The following is a 17,240-nucleotide window of genomic DNA, read 5'->3' as shown; positions in this document are numbered from 1 at the left end:
AATTAAATATGATGTCCTGGCTTCAAACTTTAGACTATTCGCACATTTATAAAGCTTGATATTGAAGTTCAGGGATATCAATTAAATCGAAAACCGCATGATTTGCTTTAGGGAAATCATTAATATTTAATTCCTCTTTTTTTACCCACTTCATATTGAGCTGTCCTTCCTGACATAAAGGGTTGCCTGTAAAACGAGTTACCATAAAAATAATTAATTGTATGTGTTTATCTGGATAGTCATAATCGACATACCCCAGAAAACGATATTCATTTACAATTATACCTAACTCCTCCCTAATCTCTCGGACCAAAGCATCCTCTGGAGATTCATGAGGCTCCAGTTTTCCGCCAGGAAACTCCCAAAATCCTCCATGTGCGACATGAAAAGGACGTTGGGTAATTAGTATACGTTGTTTTTCATCGATAATGATAGCAACTGCTACTTTCACACGAGGCTTCCATGACAGGCTTTATATTTTTTACCTGAGCCACAGGGGCAAGGATCATTACGGCCAATTTTCTTTTCTTGTCGTCTAAAAGTTTGCGTTTCACTTGCTTCATCATTCTCTGATAAACTTTCATGCATGAGATTCATTTTTCTAATCTGATCCGCTCTACGTTGCTCTTCAACAACGTGAGCATCCTCCTCCGTTTGAATTTCAACGGATGATAGTATCCTGATCACCTCATACTTAAGATTATCCAGCATCATTGTAAACAAACTAAAAGCTTCTTTTTTGTACTCCTGCTTTGGATCCTTCTGAGCATAACCCCTTAAATGAATTCCCTGACGTAATTGATCCATTGCAGCCAAGTGTTCACGCCAATGATTATCTAAAGTTTGTAAAATAATTGATTTTTCAAATTGTGAAATGACTGGCCTTCCAACTTTTCTTACTTTCTCATCATAATGCTCTATAGCTAAAGCAAGAATTTTTTCTTTAATTTTCTCAGGTTGTATACTATGATCTTTATCAATCCAGTCAGGCACAGGGGCTTTGATTTTAAATTCATCTGACAAAACATCAGACAAAGCCTGTGGATCCCACTGATCCTCCAAACTTTGAGGGGGGATATAAGTATCAACCAAACTATCCATTACCTCTTCTCTCATCATTTCAACAACTTCCTGTGTATCCGTCATTGCCATAATAGAGGAACGCTGAGTATAAATGACCTGCCGCTGATCATTCGCTACATTATCATAATCCAACAATTGCTTTCTTACGTCAAAATGATGTCCTTCCAGTTTGCGTTGAGCATTTTCAATTGCTCTGGTAACCAAACTATGTTCAATCGGCTCACCTGGCTGCATTCCTAAACGACGCATCATAGAGGCCACGCGCTCAGAAGCAAATATTCTCATTAAATTGTCTTCAAGTGACAAATAAAAACGGCTACTTCCGGGATCACCCTGGCGACCGGCTCGCCCTCTTAATTGATTATCGATACGTCTTGATTCGTGACGCTCAGAGCCAATAATTCGAAGTCCGCCTGCTGCAATCACTTCATCATGACGTTTTTGCCATTCTTTTTTAACCGCTTCTTTTTCTTGCTCACTCGCATCAGCTGGCAAATTAGCCAGATCAGCTGCCAAGCTACCACCTAAAACAATATCTGTTCCTCGTCCAGCCATGTTAGTCGCAATGGTTACAGCACCAGGGCGCCCGGCTTCAGCAATAATTTGTGCTTCTTTTTCATGGAATTTTGCATTCAATACCTGATGCTTTATGTTCTCCTTTTTTAAGAGTTGACTTAAAAACTCAGAAGCTTCGATTGAAACTGTTCCAACCAAGACAGGTTGTCTACGAACACCACATTCTCGTACATCTTCGATTATCGCCTGGAATTTATCTGCCTGTGTTAGATAAACCAAATCAGCCTCGTCTTTTCTAATCATTGACCTATTGGTAGGTATTACAACCACTTCAAGATTATATATTTGTTGGAACTCATAGGCTTCTGTGTCAGCAGTACCCGTCATTCCTGACAATTTATTATACATGCGGAAAAAATTCTGAAAAGTTATAGAAGCCAGAGTCTGATTTTCATTTTGAATTGGGACTCCCTCCTTGGCTTCGACTGCCTGGTGCAAGCCTTCTGACCAACGCCTTCCAGGCATGGTACGGCCGGTATGCTCATCCACTATCACCACTTGATTGTCTTTGACAATATAATCAATATCTCTGTGAAACATTGCATGAGCCTTGAGTGCCGCATTCACATGATGCATCAACATGATATTGCTGGCATGATAAAGACTCTCACCAGGATCTAATAATTTGGCTTTGGTCAGCAGTTCTTCTATATGCAGATGGCCTGCATCAGTCAGATGAGCCTGTTTTTGCTTTTCATCTATAGTATAATCGCCTTCGTCACCCTCTTCTTCTTGTTTTTTTAACTGTGGGATCAAAGAATTAATTTTGATATACAGCTCTGAACTATCTTCTGCCGCGCCAGATATAATCAATGGAGTTCTCGCTTCATCGATCAAAATGGAATCTACTTCGTCGACAATAGCAAAATTAAGCTCTCTTTGTACCTTATCAGTCAGACTAAAAGCCATATTGTCACGTAAATAGTCAAAACCGTATTCGTTATTAGTTCCGTAAACAATATCCGCTTTGTAAGCTTCCTGTTTTTCCTTGTGCGACATATCAGGATAGATAACGCCAACTGTAAGCCCTAAAAATTCATATATGGGCTTCATCCATTGGCTATCTCTTTTTGCAAGATAATCATTAACAGTAACTATATGTACACCACGCCCGCTAATGGCATTGAGATAGGCTGGCAAGGTTGCAACCAATGTTTTACCTTCCCCGGTACGCATTTCAGCAATATTTCCCTCATGCAATACCATCCCGCCTATTAATTGTACGTCAAAATGCCTAAGACCGAGAGTGCGCAATGATACTTCTCTAACCGTAGCAAAAGCTTCCGCAAGTAACTCATCGAGACTTTCACCATTATTGAAACGCTCTTTAAATTCTTGAGTTTTTCCAGCCAGCTCTTCGTTTGATAAAGCCTGCATTTTCGGCTCAAACGCATTAATAGCCATTACAGACTTTTCCATTCGCCGTAATGTCCGTTCATTTCGGCTTCCAAACATTTTCTTAATTAACGTACTCAGCATGGCCTCAATAACCCTCAGGATGTTCCAATTAATAAACTCGTTAATGTACTAGAAATCTTGATAAAATTCCACGAAATGTTGACATCTGCTCTATTATTTCTTATACAAACTCGACTTGATTTATTGCTTCCAAATTTAATAAATACTGGATTAACTCACTAAAACCGGAAGTATTTTTCTCCTGAATAATATTCATCAATTTCTTTTTCCAATGTTTGGCTCCCGGTAATCCAAAAGCTAAATTAAAAAGTGGCTTAACCAAAATGCTTAACGAGAGATTGGCTCGAGATTGATCAAACCAATAATCTAGATAATTCATTAACAACTGGCTACGTTTAATTTTGATGAATTCTGGGTATAAGGCTTGATGAATTTCAGCAATTTGATAGGGGTTATCGCAAGCAAGCCGTCCTAGCATTACTCCATCGACATGCTTTAAATGGTTGTTTATTTCTTCAACAGTTAATATATTCCCATTGATTGTAATAAAGATATGGGGAATTTCTTTTTTTAGTTCATATACATAATCATAATTTACGGGAGGAATCGTTCTATTTTGCTTTGGATTTAACCCATTTAACCAAGCCTTACGAGCATGAATAATAAGCTTATCACAACCTGCTTCAACCAAGTGAAGAGAAAAAGATCTGAAAAACTCATAACTGTCCTGGTTATCAATACCGATCCTCGTTTTCGCTGTGACTGGTATTCCTACTACCTGTTTTATTGCACGAATACAATCAGCAACGTGTTCTGGCTCCTTCATCAAGCAGGCCCCAAATCGTCCCGCCTGTACTTTGTCACTAGGACATCCCAAATTCAAATTAATTTCATTAAACCCTTTTTGTTCAGCAATAATGGCGCACTTAACTAATGCGGATTTATCTGCCCCACCCAATTGAATAGCGAGAGGATGTTCAACAGAATTAAAATACAAAGCTCTGTCAGGATTATTTTGCACAGCCCCTGTTGTTTGCATTTCAGTATACAAAAGGGCGTTAGGAGCCAATAACCTCATCAGAGTACGAAATGGACTGTTAGTCCAATCAATCATCGGCGCTATAGATAATTTAGAAAAAATACTATTAACCACGTTTAATATCAATTTAAAGCAAATATAACATTATACATTGTTGTTTGAGAAATACACAAAAATAGCATCAATTTAAGAGTTTATGCTTGCTGAACAGGATTCATTGCCTGGATAAGCAATTGGAGCCTTGTTCTCCCCTGATAAAAATTGATATCCAGTTTATAGGCGGCATGAATGTACTTAATCCTATGATTAGGCCAGGATTTTAAATCCACATTAAAAGCAATGGCATCAAGTAGCTCCCCTCCTTGTGAGGAAATTAATGTCATTTTTAAATGATTTTTACCGACAATTCGTTGATCCAGAATTTCAAATACATTATCAAATACGGGTTCTGCAAACGCTTGGCCCCAAGGACCAGCTTGTTGTATTAATTGTGCTGTTTCCAAACTCAGTTCATGGGATTGCAATGGTCCGTCCGTCAGTATTTCTCCTTCGCACTGTGATAAGTCAAGATGTTTCAGAACCTCTGACACGAATGCTGAGCGAAAATCATTCAATAATTCTGGGCTAATACTTAAGCCAGCAGCCATAGCATGTCCTCCGAATTTAAGAATCAGTCCTGGATTGTCTTTATCAACAGCTGCCAATACATCTCTAATGTTTAAATCGGGGACAGAACGTGCTGAGCCCTTTAACTCATGCTCACTGACAGAAGCAAATGCAATGACAGGACGATGATATTTTTCCTTCATCCTTCCTGCCAAGATTCCTATCACTCCTTGATGCCAGGTTTTATCATGAAGGCACAAGGCAACCGGTAAGTGCTTATTCTCTTCATCGTTAATTGACAATTTCTCCAAAGCAAGCATGGCTTGCTCTTTCATTTCAGATTCTATTTGTCTTCTTTCCAGATTCAACTCATCCAACTGTTGACAGAAATTTCTTGCCATTTTTGGATCCGTCGTAATCAAACATTCAATACCAAGCGACATATCATCCAAACGGCCTGCGGCGTTTAATCTTGGCGCTATGGCAAAACCAAGGTCAGACTCTCTTAGCCTGGAATAATCCCTACCAGCAATTTCAATCAAGGCTTTTATTCCCTCTCTGCATTGTCCTTGACGAATACGCATCATGCCTTGATTAACCATGATCCTGTTATTTTGGTCAAGCCCCACAACGTCGGCTACAGTCCCTAATGCAACCAAATCCAGAAAACTCGCCATATTAGGCTCAGCCATGTTGATTTCATTAAACCAGTTACAATTGGAAAGATGCCTTCGCAATGCCAGCATAACGTAAAAAATAACGCCAACTCCCGCAATTGACTTGCTTGGAAATAAACAACCAGGCTGATTGGGATTAACAATTGCACAAGCATCAGGTAGTGATTCTGCTGGTAAATGATGATCAGTAATTAATACATCTATTCCCATTTTATTAGCCGCATCTACTCCTTCAAAACTGGCTATACCATTATCAACAGTGATAATTAAATCAGGTTGCCATTTGCTTGCCACTTCAACAATAGCGGGAGTAAGACCATAACCAAATTCAAATCGATTAGGTACCAAGTACTCAACAAACCTTGCACCCATAGCACGCAAGGCAGTAATGGCTAATGCCGTAGAAGTTGCCCCATCGGCATCAAAATCACCGATAATAAGAATACGTTGCTCTGAACGCAAAGCATTCTCTAATCTTAGACAAGCTTCATTAATGCCTTTTAAAGTGTGAAAAGGAAGTAATGTTTGTAATTGTTTATCAAGTTGAGATTCGTCACTAATGCCTCGTGTTATATAAATACGTTTTAATACATCAGGTACATTAGGTAAATTGACAGTAAACTCAGGCTGTTGTCGTTGTTTAATCAGCATGCGTCAGACTTCTCCATAATCGAGTAAACCAATGAGATTTTGCTTTAATTAAAACACAATTGTTCCAGTACCAATGTGCCGGTATTTTTTTTATTTCAACTTGATGTAATTCGCTTAAAGAATCAATGCCATGTAATAGAACAACCTCAAACCCGCTCAAGTTCACTGACGGGTCATATAAAGTCACATTTGAAGAATATGCTTGAGCTACTGCCAGAAAATGCTTGTCTGTGCAAATTGATATTGTTTTTTTAGTTTTCAATTTCCCACTACCCCATGCCCAAACACCATTAATTAATGATTTCCGAGCATTGGAAGAGAAAAACATTTGACTTTCAGTAAAAAATTTTTGCCAGTACATAGTCTCATCCAGTTGCGATAATTCTGGCATCAAAGACTTGTTTAGTACCTGATAAATTGGTTTGGAATTAAGAGGTGGCTTATCATCAACTCGCAATAACCAAGTGTATTTGTCATAAAAATACAGGGGCATTCCTTCTTCCGCTAAATAGGCAGAATACAAATCGAACCAATATTTCACCTCTTCATCTGTTACTCGTAAATCCTTATCAAGAGCGACAATGACAGCATCATTATGTGATGCTTGCCAATGCATAGGAGTTAAAATCACCCAATCTCCCTCAAGATTATGGCTCGATTTCAATAAGTTACCTACAGGGGGATTTACAAGGTCATAACCGCCGCATGCTAATAAATTAAGTACCGCCAAACCTTGCGATTTTAATAATTTGCCCTCTTTGCTATCACAGTCGCTCTCTGTGTTTATAATGACATTCATTGCACTAAATAGCCTTCAGTAAACCATCTCTTTTAAACAGAGCTTTTAAATTTCTCAAGGCTTGTCTTATTCTGTCTTTATTTTCAATTAAGCCGAATCGGACATAACCATCCCCTTGCTGTCCAAAACCTATACCAGGTGAAACAGCAACTTGTGCTTCTTTCAATAAATATTTACTGAACTCAAGAGACCCCATAGCGCGGTAATTGAGAGGAATAGGCGCCCAAACAAACATGGTCCCTTTAGGCTTGCTCACTTCCCAACCAATGTCATTCAGTCCATCACATAAAAGATTGCGTCGTTTTTCATAAAGATTTCTTATTTCCAACACACAATCATCAGGGCCTTCCAATGCTGTAATTGCAGCAACCTGAATGGGAGTAAAAGTACCGTAATCCAAGTAGGATTTTATACGTGTTAAGGCAGCTACTAACTCTTCATTACCACAAGCAAACCCAACACGCCAACCAGGCATATTATAAGATTTGGACATTGAGTAAGTTTCAATTGCAATGTCTATGGCACCAGGAACTTGTAAAATCGAAGGGGCTTTATACCCATCAAAAACTATATCTGCGTAGGCCAAATCATGAATAATCCAAATGTTATTACGCTTGGCAAGATCAACCACCTTTTCAAAAAACTCATATTCAACACAGTGAGTACTTGGATTTGCCGGAAAATTCAAAACCAAGGCTTTGGGTTTTGGCCAGGTTCTGTTAATAGCATCTTCTACTGCAGCCAAAAATTGAACTTCATCGATTAAAGGAATTTGCTTTACATTAGCACCCGCAATGATAAATCCGTAGGTATGGATAGGATAAGCAGGGTCAGGAACAAGCACCGTATCACCTGGACCTGAAATTGCCAAAGCCAAATGTGCAAGTCCCTCTTTAGATCCTATTGTAGCTAATATTTGTTTTTCACTGTCCAGATGAACATCATAATGTCGAAGATACCAAGTTGCCATCGCTCGACGTAATCTAGGAATTCCTTTCGACATTGAATATCGATGCGTATCAGGCCTTTGAGCAACCTCTATAAGCTTATTAACAATATGAGGTGGAGTTGGTTGATCAGGATTCCCCATGCCAAAGTCTATAATGTCCTCTCCTCGCGCCCGCGCTTCCATCTTAAGCTGGTTTATTGTATTAAATACATAAGGGGGTAAGCGTTTAATGCGTGGAAATTGACTCATAATATTGACCTCTGTGATATACTGTTAGCCATTATAAACTAATGAACTTTTTAAAATCATGAATATCAATCTAGAAACCGCAGAGCAACATGCAGTGCAAGCTTACAGCGATAAAAAGATTCAGATTAATTCCATAATTTATGAAAGTAGTTTAATTGTTTCTAAGAAAGAAATCATTACTGATTTTGTAATTAAAGACATCCAGGACATTAATAATTCATATATTGATTTATTATTAAGAAGCAAACCCGAATTAATTATTATTGGTCATCTACAAACAGGCAAAACGCTACCTGCCACTCTAATCAGTCAATTATCGCAAAAAAGAATTGGTATCGAATGCATGTCGATAGGCGCCGCTTGTAGAACTTATAACGTCTTATTGAGCGAACACAGAGCGGTTGTTGCAGGGTTTATCTTCTAATATCAATTTTTTGAGAAGGCTCTGGCTAAATATACCAAAGCTATAATTGCCTTCTTGCTTCCAGCACGTTAGGAATTTGCTCCAGTTTAGTTAATAAGCGCGACAAACTGTTTAAACCATCGATCTCAACAGTTAAAGTGATATAAGCCATATTTTCATGTTTATTGCTATGGGTCTGTAAAGCATAAACATGGGCTTTTTCATTTGAAAGCAGCGAAGTAACATCCTTCAATAACTCGGAGCGATCAAAGGCTTTAATCAACACATCAACAACATAATTTTCCCGTGTTGCTGTACCCCAATTCACCTGAATAAACCGTCGCTTTTGCTTTTCACTGGCATGTATAATATTAGGACAATCTTTTCGATGAACGGAAACCCCCCTTCCAATCGTGATGTATCCTACTATTTCATCACCGGGAACAGGTTGGCAGCATCTTGCCATAAATGTCAATAAGTTCCCAACTCCCTCAATACGAAGATCACTCCCTGTGACCTCTGGTTTTTGTTGCTGTCTTACAAACTTCTGTAAATTTTGTTCTGAAGTATCTGGAGGTGCCAATCGATTAACAATTTGACCTATTTTAATATCACCTCGTCCCAAGCTGGCATAAAGATCATCCGCCTTTTTATAATTCAATGCCGTAATAACTTCATTGAGTTTATCCGATTTAATACCTAAAGATTTTAATTCCTTCTCCAATAACTCACGACCATCTCTCACATTATCTTCATAATCTTGCATTTTAAACCAATGCAATACTTTAGCCTTGGCTCTTGCGGTCTTTAAATAATTCAGATGAGGATTAATCCAATCCCTTGATGGTTTGATTTCTTTTCCAGTCAGTACTTCAACCCTATCTCCTGTTTTCAATTGATAAGTCAATGGGACAATATGACCATTAACCTTGGCACCTCGGCAACGATGTCCCAAATTACTATGCACATGATAAGCAAAATCCAAAGGAGTCACCCCATGGGGTAAATCCAACACATCGCCATCGGGAGTAAATACATACACTCTGTCTTCAAGAAACTCAGTCGTAACGTTTTCTGCGACACCTTTATTAGCTGCCATTTCCTGGTGCCACGCCAAAACGTCTCTTAACCATTCTATTTTGCGCTCATGGCTCTCTTTTTGTGATACCGCGCCCTCTTTATATTTCCAATGGGCTGCCACACCCATTTCTGCTAAATCATGCATATGAAAAGTTCTGATTTGCACTTCAAAAACTCTTCCTTCCGGACCCTCTACTGCGGTATGAAGAGACTGATAGCCATTGGATTTTGGATTGATGATGTAATCATCAAACTCTGCTGGAATTTGCTTCCACAAAGTATGAACCATGCCTAACACTTCGTAACATTGTGCTTCAGTATCTACCAGAATACGAACCGCTGTTGCATCATATATCTCGTCTAATGATACATTTTTACGCTTCATCTTTTTATAAATACTATGGATATGTTTTGAGCGACCATAAACGGCAAAGTGGCGAGCTCCTGTTGCTCGAATCTGATGTTCAAGCTGTTCGACAATGCGATTGACAAAGCTGTCCCTTTCCAATCGTTTAGCCTTCAATCCCTTGGCAATCGCCTTATATTCTTCTGGATGCAAATGCCGGAAAGCCAAATCTTCCATTTCCCACTTGATTGCCCCTATTCCCAAGCGGTTAGCTAAAGGCGCGTAAATTTCCATGGCTTCGGTTGCCAGCTGTTTACGTACCGTTTCAGACAGATGCCCTGCTGTTCTTAAAATACATAAACACTCTGCCAGCTTGATTAAAACAACTCGCACATCATCAACCATCGCAAGAAGCATTTTGCGAATATTGTCAATTTGATTTTTGTTTTGCGGGTATTTATTTAAAGCCTGGAAATTGTTCATGGCACTCATTTTTTCTATGCCTTTGACCAATTTAGCGATATTGTGCCCCAATTGCTCTTCAACATCGTCAATAGATAAATCCGCATAATGAACATTTTCAAAAATAATAGCGGCAGCCAGAGTTTCCTGATCTACTTCCAGGTCAGCAAGTAAATCAGCCATTGATAACCCTTGTTGTAAACAAGTTTGCCCTGTTTCAGTAGCATGATCCTGCCCAGCCAATTGACTTAAAGTACAGGCAGCTCTTACGAGTTCGAGATTATCCAAATATCCTTTTGAACCAAGATGATGTAACCACATCTCTACGTCAATACTGCCATCTGGCGTCAACGGAGTCGTATCTTTTACTCTTACCATACATATTATCCTTTTTGAAACAAGGCAATAGACTCGACATGCGCTGTATGAGGAAACATATCCATTACCCCAGCTGTTATCAAAACGTAACCTTTTTGATTAACCAATATATCTGTATCTCGAGCTAATGTTATCGGGTTACAAGATACATATACTATACGCTCGGGATCAATTGAATCAATTTGTTTTACAATTTCAAGCGCACCAGACCGGGGAGGATCGATTAAAACCTTGCTAAAAGACGTATTAACCAGATTCCTAACTTCCATCACATCATCAAGATTAGCAGCATAAAAATCTACATTGGTAATATGATTAGACTTGGCATTCATATAGGCTCTTTCAACCATGTTCTTATTGCCTTCGACACCGATAACTCGAGAGCAATGTTTAGCCATGGGAAGCGAAAAATTACCCAGTCCACAAAATAAGTCTAGCACGATATCAGAATTTTTTAATTCCATTAACTGAATTGCCTGGGTTACCATCTTTCTGTTTAACTCGGCGTTTACCTGAGTAAAATCGTTGGGATGAAATTGAAAAGTTATTTGATAATCGGGCAGCTCATAACTCAAATAAGCATGGGCATCTGAAGGATAAAAACAAAAAACCGAATCAAGTCCACCTGGCTGAAGGAATACCTTATATTGGAATTGTTCCGCAAATTTCCTGATTTTCAACTCATCTTGCTCTGTTAATGGGGTTAGATTGCGGAAAATCAGCGCCACTTCATTATCACCTGCAGCCACTTCAATTTGTGCGATACACTGCTTATCCTCCATCGTATCAATTAACTTTCTTAAATGAACAATATCAGTATCTATTTTTGAATTAAGAATAGGACATTGATTTATTTCTGTAATGAACCTTGGATTATTTCTCTCTCTAAACCCAACCATGGTGCTTTGTTTCTTTTCTACAAAGCGAGTACTTAAGCGTGCTTTATTTCTATAATTCCAATGATGGCTTGTTAAAGGCGACAACATTGATTGAGGTTCAGTATGGCCATACCTGGATAGCAAATCCAAAAGATGGGATTGTTTGAAACGAATTTGTTCCTCGGCACTCATATGTTGCAAAGAACAGCCTCCACACATTTGATAATGAGGGCATTTTGGTTCAACCCTGAGAGTAGAGGGCTCGATAATTGATAATAATTTACCTTCATCAAAATCCTTTTTTACCCGTGTATACTGAAACTCAACCATCTCACCGGGTAATGCTCCCTGAATAAAGGTTGCTTTGCCATTAACTCGTGCTATCCCCCTTCCATCATGGCTTAAATTTACGATCCGAGCGGTTTGTGAGGTTAAATTCAATTTTGGCTTAACTTTTCTCATGAAATGTTTCTCAAATAATTATCAATTACAAAATTCTCATGCTACATTTTTAGAATGTTGTATGGATATAAAAAACAAAAAATGCCCAAATAAAGGGCCAAATAATCAAGGGAATGCATAATGTTGAAGAATATCACACGAGCTTTGTCTTTGTCATTGTTAATAAGCCATAACATCTGCGCCAATGAAGCATCTTCTATCGAGACAATATCTCAACCAACGACCATTCAATTTTTAGAAAAATTTGGTGCAGGCTTTGCAAATCTGGAACATAAAAATCTGGGGGATAGAGTTCAACTTTATTTGCCCAGCCATAACAGCAAGACTGGTATTGTAAAACTGAGATTACCCAATGGGAGTAAACTAAGTTATGGCGAGATAGTGATGTACGGTGGTGATATGTTTGGAAATCCGGCAAAACCCATATCCAATTGCTCTGAGAAAAACAGGTTAGCTTGTTTCCAGGCGCAGTTTGACGCTCTGGGAACTTTAGGTAACAAGCAAGACAAACGTTGCTCTAACCCTCTTAATCAGATAACTCATCTTGAGCGGTTTTTTACTAATTTGGCTGAAGAGATCGAAAAATCAAAACAAAACGGAACAAATGATTGGGATTATTATAAGCAGCACGACTCGGCTATTAGCAAGGAATTAAACAAACTGACTTGTGGTGGAAGTATAATCAGTGGTTTTATACCCTTTGGCAATTATATTAAATTAGCTGAAGTCAACTATGATCACTTTGTTCCCGATTCACTTGTAGCCTATAAAACAGGCCATAGATTTGCTTTAGAAACAGCATTAAAAGCTTATGAGAAAAAGCAGCAAGGACTTATCGATGAAGCTCACAAGCTCCTTGAATTAGCCTATGCTCAAAACGCCTTTGCAAATCATTACTTAACTGATTCTTTTTCTGCAGGGCACATGCGTACTCCAAGAAGAGCCATAGGACATGATATATTACTGCCTTCTGTTTTAAATCTTCTTATCGCCAATTTGATGCATAATGAAGATAATCAACATGGGTTAAATGTAGTGAATCATGAAGGAATAAGTTGGCTTGCCTATGGAGATGGCTATTTATACAAACCTGAAGCCGAATTACAAAGAATGGTCATCTTAGACGCCATGCAACGTTCTGCGGACAGTATCCATAGTACTTTTATGAATGGAGTTATCCCTGAACACTACCCAGAGATGGATGTGTTTCCCGACTACTCAAAAATTGAACAGATAAATGATACAGCTCCATTATTTAAAGTTGAAAACGGCGTTTTGCTTAAACGAGTTAATAATAAGGATCACTATGATCATCATTGGACAAAATACTGGAGCGGGCTTGTGACTTTAATAGAGTTTCAGGTTAATAAAATTTAAACGTTCTAACTTCCATAAAACAGGCATTATGAAGAAAAATATTATTATGTTCATTGTATCATGCGCCATGTTTATGGAGGCTATTGATACAACTATTATCAACACCGCAATCCCGGTAATGGCTCATAGTTTAGAGGTCAATCCAATTGATCTCAAACTTGCGCTCATTAGCTATCTTTTAAGCTTGGCAATCTTTATTCCTATAAGTGGATGGATTGCTGATAAATATGGTGTAAAAAAAGTATTTATAGCAGCTATTGGTGTCTTTACTCTAAGTTCCTTATGGTGCGGATTCACTCAAAGCCTTTGGGAATTAGTATTAGCCAGAATTATACAGGGTGTGGGCGGCTCCCTAACCGTGCCTGTTGGACGTTTAATTATTCTGAGAACTTGTGAGCGTCACGAATTAATAACAAAAATGAGTATTGTCGTCATGATTGCCTCGCTAGGTATGCTACTTGGTCCCTTACTAGGCGGTATTATTACTGATTATTTCTCATGGCGGTGGATATTTTGGGTTAATATCCCTGTTGGCATAATCGCCATGCTTTTATCTCACAAACTGCTTCCAACTATCCTGCCCAGATCGGTTCCACCTTTGGATAAATCAGGATTTATAATGTTCGGAGCAGGCCTTGCATTCTTGACTTTAGGCTTGTCTTTGTTTAGTGAGACGAAAGCGGATATCGTTTACTCCGCTTCAATTACTCTCTTATCCGCCTTGCTGTTAATTGGATATACCAAACATTCTCGTAGCAAAAGGAATCCTATTATAAAAGTTACTTTGTTAAATATAAGAACATTTCGTATTGCCGTGTTTGGAAATTTATTAACTCGTTTAAGTTTTGGTGGAATTCCCTTTTTATTACCTTTGCTCTTCCAAATTATTTTAGAATATTCTCCCCAGTTGTCAGGAATGTTGCTTACACCAGTGGCATTAGGCGTATTCCTGGTTAAGCCATTATCTTTCTCCATCTTACGAAGATTGGGTTATAAAAAATTACTCCTTTTAAATACCGTTTTAGTCTGTTTTTCTCTCTGGTCCTTTGCCACAATAAATCAAAGCACTTCTGTCATCTACATTGGTTTTTTAACATTTCTTTATGGATTTTTCATTGCTCTGCAATACACAGGGATGAATTCCCTTGCGTATGCGAATATTGACGATAATGATATGAGTTATGCGACAAGTATTATGAGCACAGTTCAACAGTTATCCCAAAGTTTTGGAGTAGCAATTTCTGCCCTACTGGTCAGTTTATTCACTTTTCAGGTTTCGCAGCATTTTGTTTTAACAGTCAAGATTTTTCATCTAACCTTTTTTGCTTTAGGGATACTTACGATTCTTTCAGGATTGATATTTACCAGCTTAAAAAAAGAGGATGGAAAAGAACTGATTGAGTCACCCACCTAGGTCCATCTCAGTTGTATCTTGTAAGCCAGACACCTTGATGACCAAGACAATGCATGTCAATACAGTATCTGGTCATTCAAGAAAAAATTAATGCTTAAGGACATTAATTAAATTCAATGATGATTTAACCATTGACCAACACAGACAACAAATCAGGCGCGTCACTTTCAAGTGACTCCTTTAATCTGGAAAGGTTTCTTTTGCATCTGGTGAAACTTACATCTTTTGCAAACATAGTCTGCGTCGTTGGTAAAACATTCTCTAAACCGAAAATTATTTCAATAAAATTATTAATATGAGCCTTGATCTGATTCCAAATCCCTGGTGCTGACTCTAAGGACGGTTTGTAATTGTAAATAATATCAGTGCATTTCTCTGCGAGTAGATATTGGTTTACTGGTGCATGAGGAAATCTCAACATGGAATCTTCTTCCAGGATGACCCCTAGATCATGAAGAAAACCTTCAGCTGCTTCAATAACCGGTTTTTCAAGTCTAGCTCGATTGGCATTTAAAACTTGTTCGACACGTAAATGTAACTGACTTACTGCTTTATGCACTTCACTTTCATCACGCAATTCATCAGTTACTTCGACAAGCAGCCTTTCTCCCTCATCTACTATTCTTCTAAACCATCTAGGCATATTAATGCTCCACCATTAAATAGATTGCCCAATTATACATCATAAAATCATTCATTATCAATCATCCCTGCATCAACATTTAGAGCAAGAGTCCATCTATACTTGTTATTCTTTAATAAACCAGTTTTATTTGGAACTTAAATATTGAGAAATAATTTCTGCGACAGAGGCTGGATCATCCATGTGCACATGATGTCCTCCCTGTACCCTATGAATGGTCAAATTTTTTATTGATTGGGTACGTCCTTTAAAAACAGATTCGGGGTAAGATACACCTTGGTTAGCGAGAATTAGGCAAACCGGCACGTCTATAGCACGAAACATGGCTCGAATTTCATCTTCATGAGGTATAGTTGCGCTAATGCAGCGTAACCGGGGATCAAATGTCCAAACCCAGCCCTCGTCATCTTGTTTTGTACCCCTTTGAACCAGGGCTTGAGCTGCCTGATAGCTTATGTTACCAATATTCATACGGTCCTTGATTGCAGCATCCAGACTGCTAAATACAGTCCTTGGTTGTTTACCGGATATTAAATAGCTTTCAATATTTAGGGGTAAATAAGCCATACTGTTCTCAATAATATGAACCGTTGGTCCTAAAATATCTAAAAATACCAATTTATTAACTTGTTTAGGTTGAGCAATGGCTAGAACAGTTGCCAGGAAAGAACCTAGTGAGTGGGCAATAATATCAAAGCTCTTCCATCCTAATGCCTTAATAACATGACACATGAGAAAAGCATCATTTTTCCAATGAGGGACAACACCTTCAGGGTAATGGCTTGACAATCCTGTTCCAGGATAATCCACTGCAACCAGTTGCCTGTTTGATAACAAAGGCGCCAGCAAATCAAAACTTGCTGCGTTATCCATTTTGCCATGCAAACACAGTACTGGATTAGGATTTTTGGGATTCCAAATTTTAAGAGCAATAGTAAAACCCGGGATTTTAACTTGTCTTTCTTGGTAAGATGTCAAGATATATACCTTCTTAAAACTCTTTAGTTGAGACAAATATTTAAGAGATTTATATACTAATGAGTAGGAGGAGTAAGAGTCAATGAAGAGAACAATATTTTCAATTTCTTTATCGCTTTGATGAATGGCAGATCCAAAATTACCATGCTAATATAATTTAAGGGTAGTAGGGAAAAATAACAAAAAGTTAAGATTCACAATGCTGTATCCGAAAGAGATAAGGAGAGTATTTTGAGTTTATTACTAACAAGCCCGGCATTTGAGCATAACGATTTTATTCCTGATGAATTTACTTGCCATGGATTGGATTGTCCTCCACCGCTTGCTTGGGAAAACGCTCCGCCAAATACCAAATCCTTTGTCATAATTATGGATGATCCGGATGCGTTAGGAGGATTATGGGTTCATTGGGTTTTATTCAACATACCGGCAAGTTATAACGAACTGGATGCAGCGATAGATGTACCCGACTCAGCGATAAGCGTTAAGAATAGTTGGGGCAAAACAGGTTACGGCGGACCATGCCCACCAAGCGGAACACATCGATATTATTTTAGGTTATATGCTTTGGATACTTTTTTATCTCTGGATGAAAAAGCAACAAAGAAAGACGTTGAATATGCTATGCAAGGCCATATTCTTGAGACAAGTGAGCTCATTTGTAAATATACTAAAATCTAATCCCTCTTGAGATTAGAAGAGAACAATGATTCCTAATATACAGCATAACCCTATTTTTTTGGGGAACAAAAAATATACCAGCCAAGGGTA

General features: G+C 38.3%; 14 protein-coding genes. 4 read left to right on the top strand and 10 right to left on the bottom strand.

Annotation, left to right across the window (positions count from 1 at the left end):
- Window positions 1-46 precede the first annotated feature (46 nt).
- The 6 genes from mutT to alaC all read right to left on the bottom strand — a co-directional run bounded on the left by mutT (window position 47) and on the right by alaC (window position 8,048).
- Window positions 47-451, bottom strand: coding sequence for an 8-oxo-dGTP diphosphatase MutT (mutT, locus tag LPG_RS07335; RefSeq protein WP_014841598.1), 405 nt, complete (start codon window positions 449-451; stop codon window positions 47-49).
- On the bottom strand, window positions 448-3,138 hold the full coding sequence (secA, locus tag LPG_RS07330; protein ID WP_010947192.1) for a preprotein translocase subunit SecA: 2,691 nt from the start codon (window positions 3,136-3,138) through the stop codon (window positions 448-450). Before secA ends, mutT begins: the two co-directional genes overlap by 4 nt.
- Window positions 3,139-3,238: 100 nt before the next feature.
- Complete coding sequence (dusA, locus tag LPG_RS07325) at window positions 3,239-4,231, bottom strand: tRNA dihydrouridine(20/20a) synthase DusA (RefSeq protein ID WP_016356908.1); 993 nt, start codon at window positions 4,229-4,231, stop codon at window positions 3,239-3,241.
- Between the two features lie 80 nt (window positions 4,232-4,311).
- Window positions 4,312-6,051 carry a single-stranded-DNA-specific exonuclease RecJ gene (recJ, locus tag LPG_RS07320; protein ID WP_010947190.1) on the bottom strand — a complete coding sequence of 580 codons (1,740 nt, stop codon included), beginning with the start codon at window positions 6,049-6,051 and terminating at the stop codon, window positions 4,312-4,314.
- Window positions 6,041-6,850 (bottom strand): hypothetical protein, encoded by an 810-nt coding sequence (locus LPG_RS07315; protein WP_010947189.1) that lies wholly within the window; start codon window positions 6,848-6,850, stop codon window positions 6,041-6,043. The genes recJ and LPG_RS07315 overlap by 11 nt, the downstream gene beginning before the upstream one ends.
- A gap of 4 nt (window positions 6,851-6,854) precedes the next feature.
- Window positions 6,855-8,048: an alanine transaminase gene (gene alaC, locus LPG_RS07310; RefSeq protein WP_010947188.1), complete on the bottom strand. Its 1,194-nt coding sequence runs from the start codon at window positions 8,046-8,048 to the stop codon at window positions 6,855-6,857.
- Between the two features lie 58 nt (window positions 8,049-8,106).
- Here alaC and LPG_RS07305 point away from each other — a divergent pair, with 58 nt between their 5' ends.
- Window positions 8,107-8,472, top strand: a complete 366-nt coding sequence (locus LPG_RS07305; protein WP_010947187.1) for an Mth938-like domain-containing protein — start codon at window positions 8,107-8,109, stop codon at window positions 8,470-8,472.
- 40 nt (window positions 8,473-8,512) lie between these two features.
- On the opposite strand, the gene relA is transcribed toward LPG_RS07305, so the two are convergent.
- Both relA and rlmD read right to left on the bottom strand, forming a co-directional pair.
- On the bottom strand, window positions 8,513-10,717 hold the full coding sequence (gene relA, locus LPG_RS07300; protein ID WP_010947186.1) for a GTP diphosphokinase: 2,205 nt from the start codon (window positions 10,715-10,717) through the stop codon (window positions 8,513-8,515).
- A gap of 5 nt (window positions 10,718-10,722) precedes the next feature.
- The gene (gene rlmD, locus LPG_RS07295; RefSeq protein ID WP_010947185.1) at window positions 10,723-12,057 is read right to left on the bottom strand and encodes a 23S rRNA (uracil(1939)-C(5))-methyltransferase RlmD; all 1,335 of its coding nucleotides are present in this window, start codon (window positions 12,055-12,057) and stop codon (window positions 10,723-10,725) included.
- Between the two features lie 120 nt (window positions 12,058-12,177).
- On the opposite strand from rlmD, the gene LPG_RS07290 reads away from it, so the two are divergent.
- Together LPG_RS07290 and LPG_RS07285 are read left to right on the top strand one after the other, a co-directional pair.
- Entirely contained in the window at window positions 12,178-13,434 is a 1,257-nt protein-coding gene (locus tag LPG_RS07290) for a phospholipase C (protein WP_010947184.1), read from the top strand.
- Window positions 13,435-13,462: 28 nt separating this feature from the next.
- Complete coding sequence (locus LPG_RS07285) at window positions 13,463-14,848, top strand: MFS transporter (RefSeq protein WP_010947183.1); 1,386 nt, start codon at window positions 13,463-13,465, stop codon at window positions 14,846-14,848.
- 124 nt (window positions 14,849-14,972) lie between these two features.
- On the opposite strand, the gene LPG_RS07280 is transcribed toward LPG_RS07285, so the two are convergent.
- Window positions 14,973-15,491 (bottom strand): lpg1453 family Dot/Icm T4SS effector, encoded by a 519-nt coding sequence (locus LPG_RS07280; RefSeq protein ID WP_010947182.1) that lies wholly within the window; start codon window positions 15,489-15,491, stop codon window positions 14,973-14,975.
- A gap of 126 nt (window positions 15,492-15,617) precedes the next feature.
- Window positions 15,618-16,469, bottom strand: a complete 852-nt coding sequence (locus LPG_RS07275; protein ID WP_016356907.1) for an alpha/beta fold hydrolase — start codon at window positions 16,467-16,469, stop codon at window positions 15,618-15,620.
- Window positions 16,470-16,700: 231 nt separating this feature from the next.
- On the opposite strand from LPG_RS07275, the gene LPG_RS07270 reads away from it, so the two are divergent.
- Window positions 16,701-17,150 carry a YbhB/YbcL family Raf kinase inhibitor-like protein gene (locus tag LPG_RS07270; RefSeq protein ID WP_016356906.1) on the top strand — a complete coding sequence of 150 codons (450 nt, stop codon included), beginning with the start codon at window positions 16,701-16,703 and terminating at the stop codon, window positions 17,148-17,150.
- Window positions 17,151-17,240 lie beyond the last annotated feature (90 nt).

The sequence above is a fragment of the Legionella pneumophila subsp. pneumophila str. Philadelphia 1 genome (genome assembly GCF_000008485.1).
Classification (GTDB): domain Bacteria; phylum Pseudomonadota; class Gammaproteobacteria; order Legionellales; family Legionellaceae; genus Legionella; species Legionella pneumophila.
Note: the sequence above shows the minus strand (reverse complement) of the source record. Positions and strands in the feature narration are given on the sequence as shown.

Excerpts from the sequence above, each read along its gene's own strand:
- rlmD (WP_010947185.1), bottom strand. The coding sequence starts at position 12,057 with ATGAGAAAAGTTAAGCCAAAATTGAATTTAACCTCACAAACCGCTCGG.
- LPG_RS07285 (WP_010947183.1), top strand. The coding sequence starts at position 13,463 with ATGAAGAAAAATATTATTATGTTCATTGTATCATGCGCCATGTTTATG.
- LPG_RS07290 (WP_010947184.1), top strand. The coding sequence starts at position 12,178 with ATGTTGAAGAATATCACACGAGCTTTGTCTTTGTCATTGTTAATAAGC.
- relA (WP_010947186.1), bottom strand. The coding sequence starts at position 10,717 with ATGGTAAGAGTAAAAGATACGACTCCGTTGACGCCAGATGGCAGTATT.
- LPG_RS07315 (WP_010947189.1), bottom strand. The coding sequence starts at position 6,850 with ATGAATGTCATTATAAACACAGAGAGCGACTGTGATAGCAAAGAGGGC.
- LPG_RS07305 (WP_010947187.1), top strand. The coding sequence starts at position 8,107 with ATGAATATCAATCTAGAAACCGCAGAGCAACATGCAGTGCAAGCTTAC.
- LPG_RS07280 (WP_010947182.1), bottom strand. The coding sequence starts at position 15,491 with ATGCCTAGATGGTTTAGAAGAATAGTAGATGAGGGAGAAAGGCTGCTT.
- recJ (WP_010947190.1), bottom strand. The coding sequence starts at position 6,051 with ATGCTGATTAAACAACGACAACAGCCTGAGTTTACTGTCAATTTACCT.
- secA (WP_010947192.1), bottom strand. The coding sequence starts at position 3,138 with ATGCTGAGTACGTTAATTAAGAAAATGTTTGGAAGCCGAAATGAACGG.
- alaC (WP_010947188.1), bottom strand. The coding sequence starts at position 8,048 with ATGAGTCAATTTCCACGCATTAAACGCTTACCCCCTTATGTATTTAAT.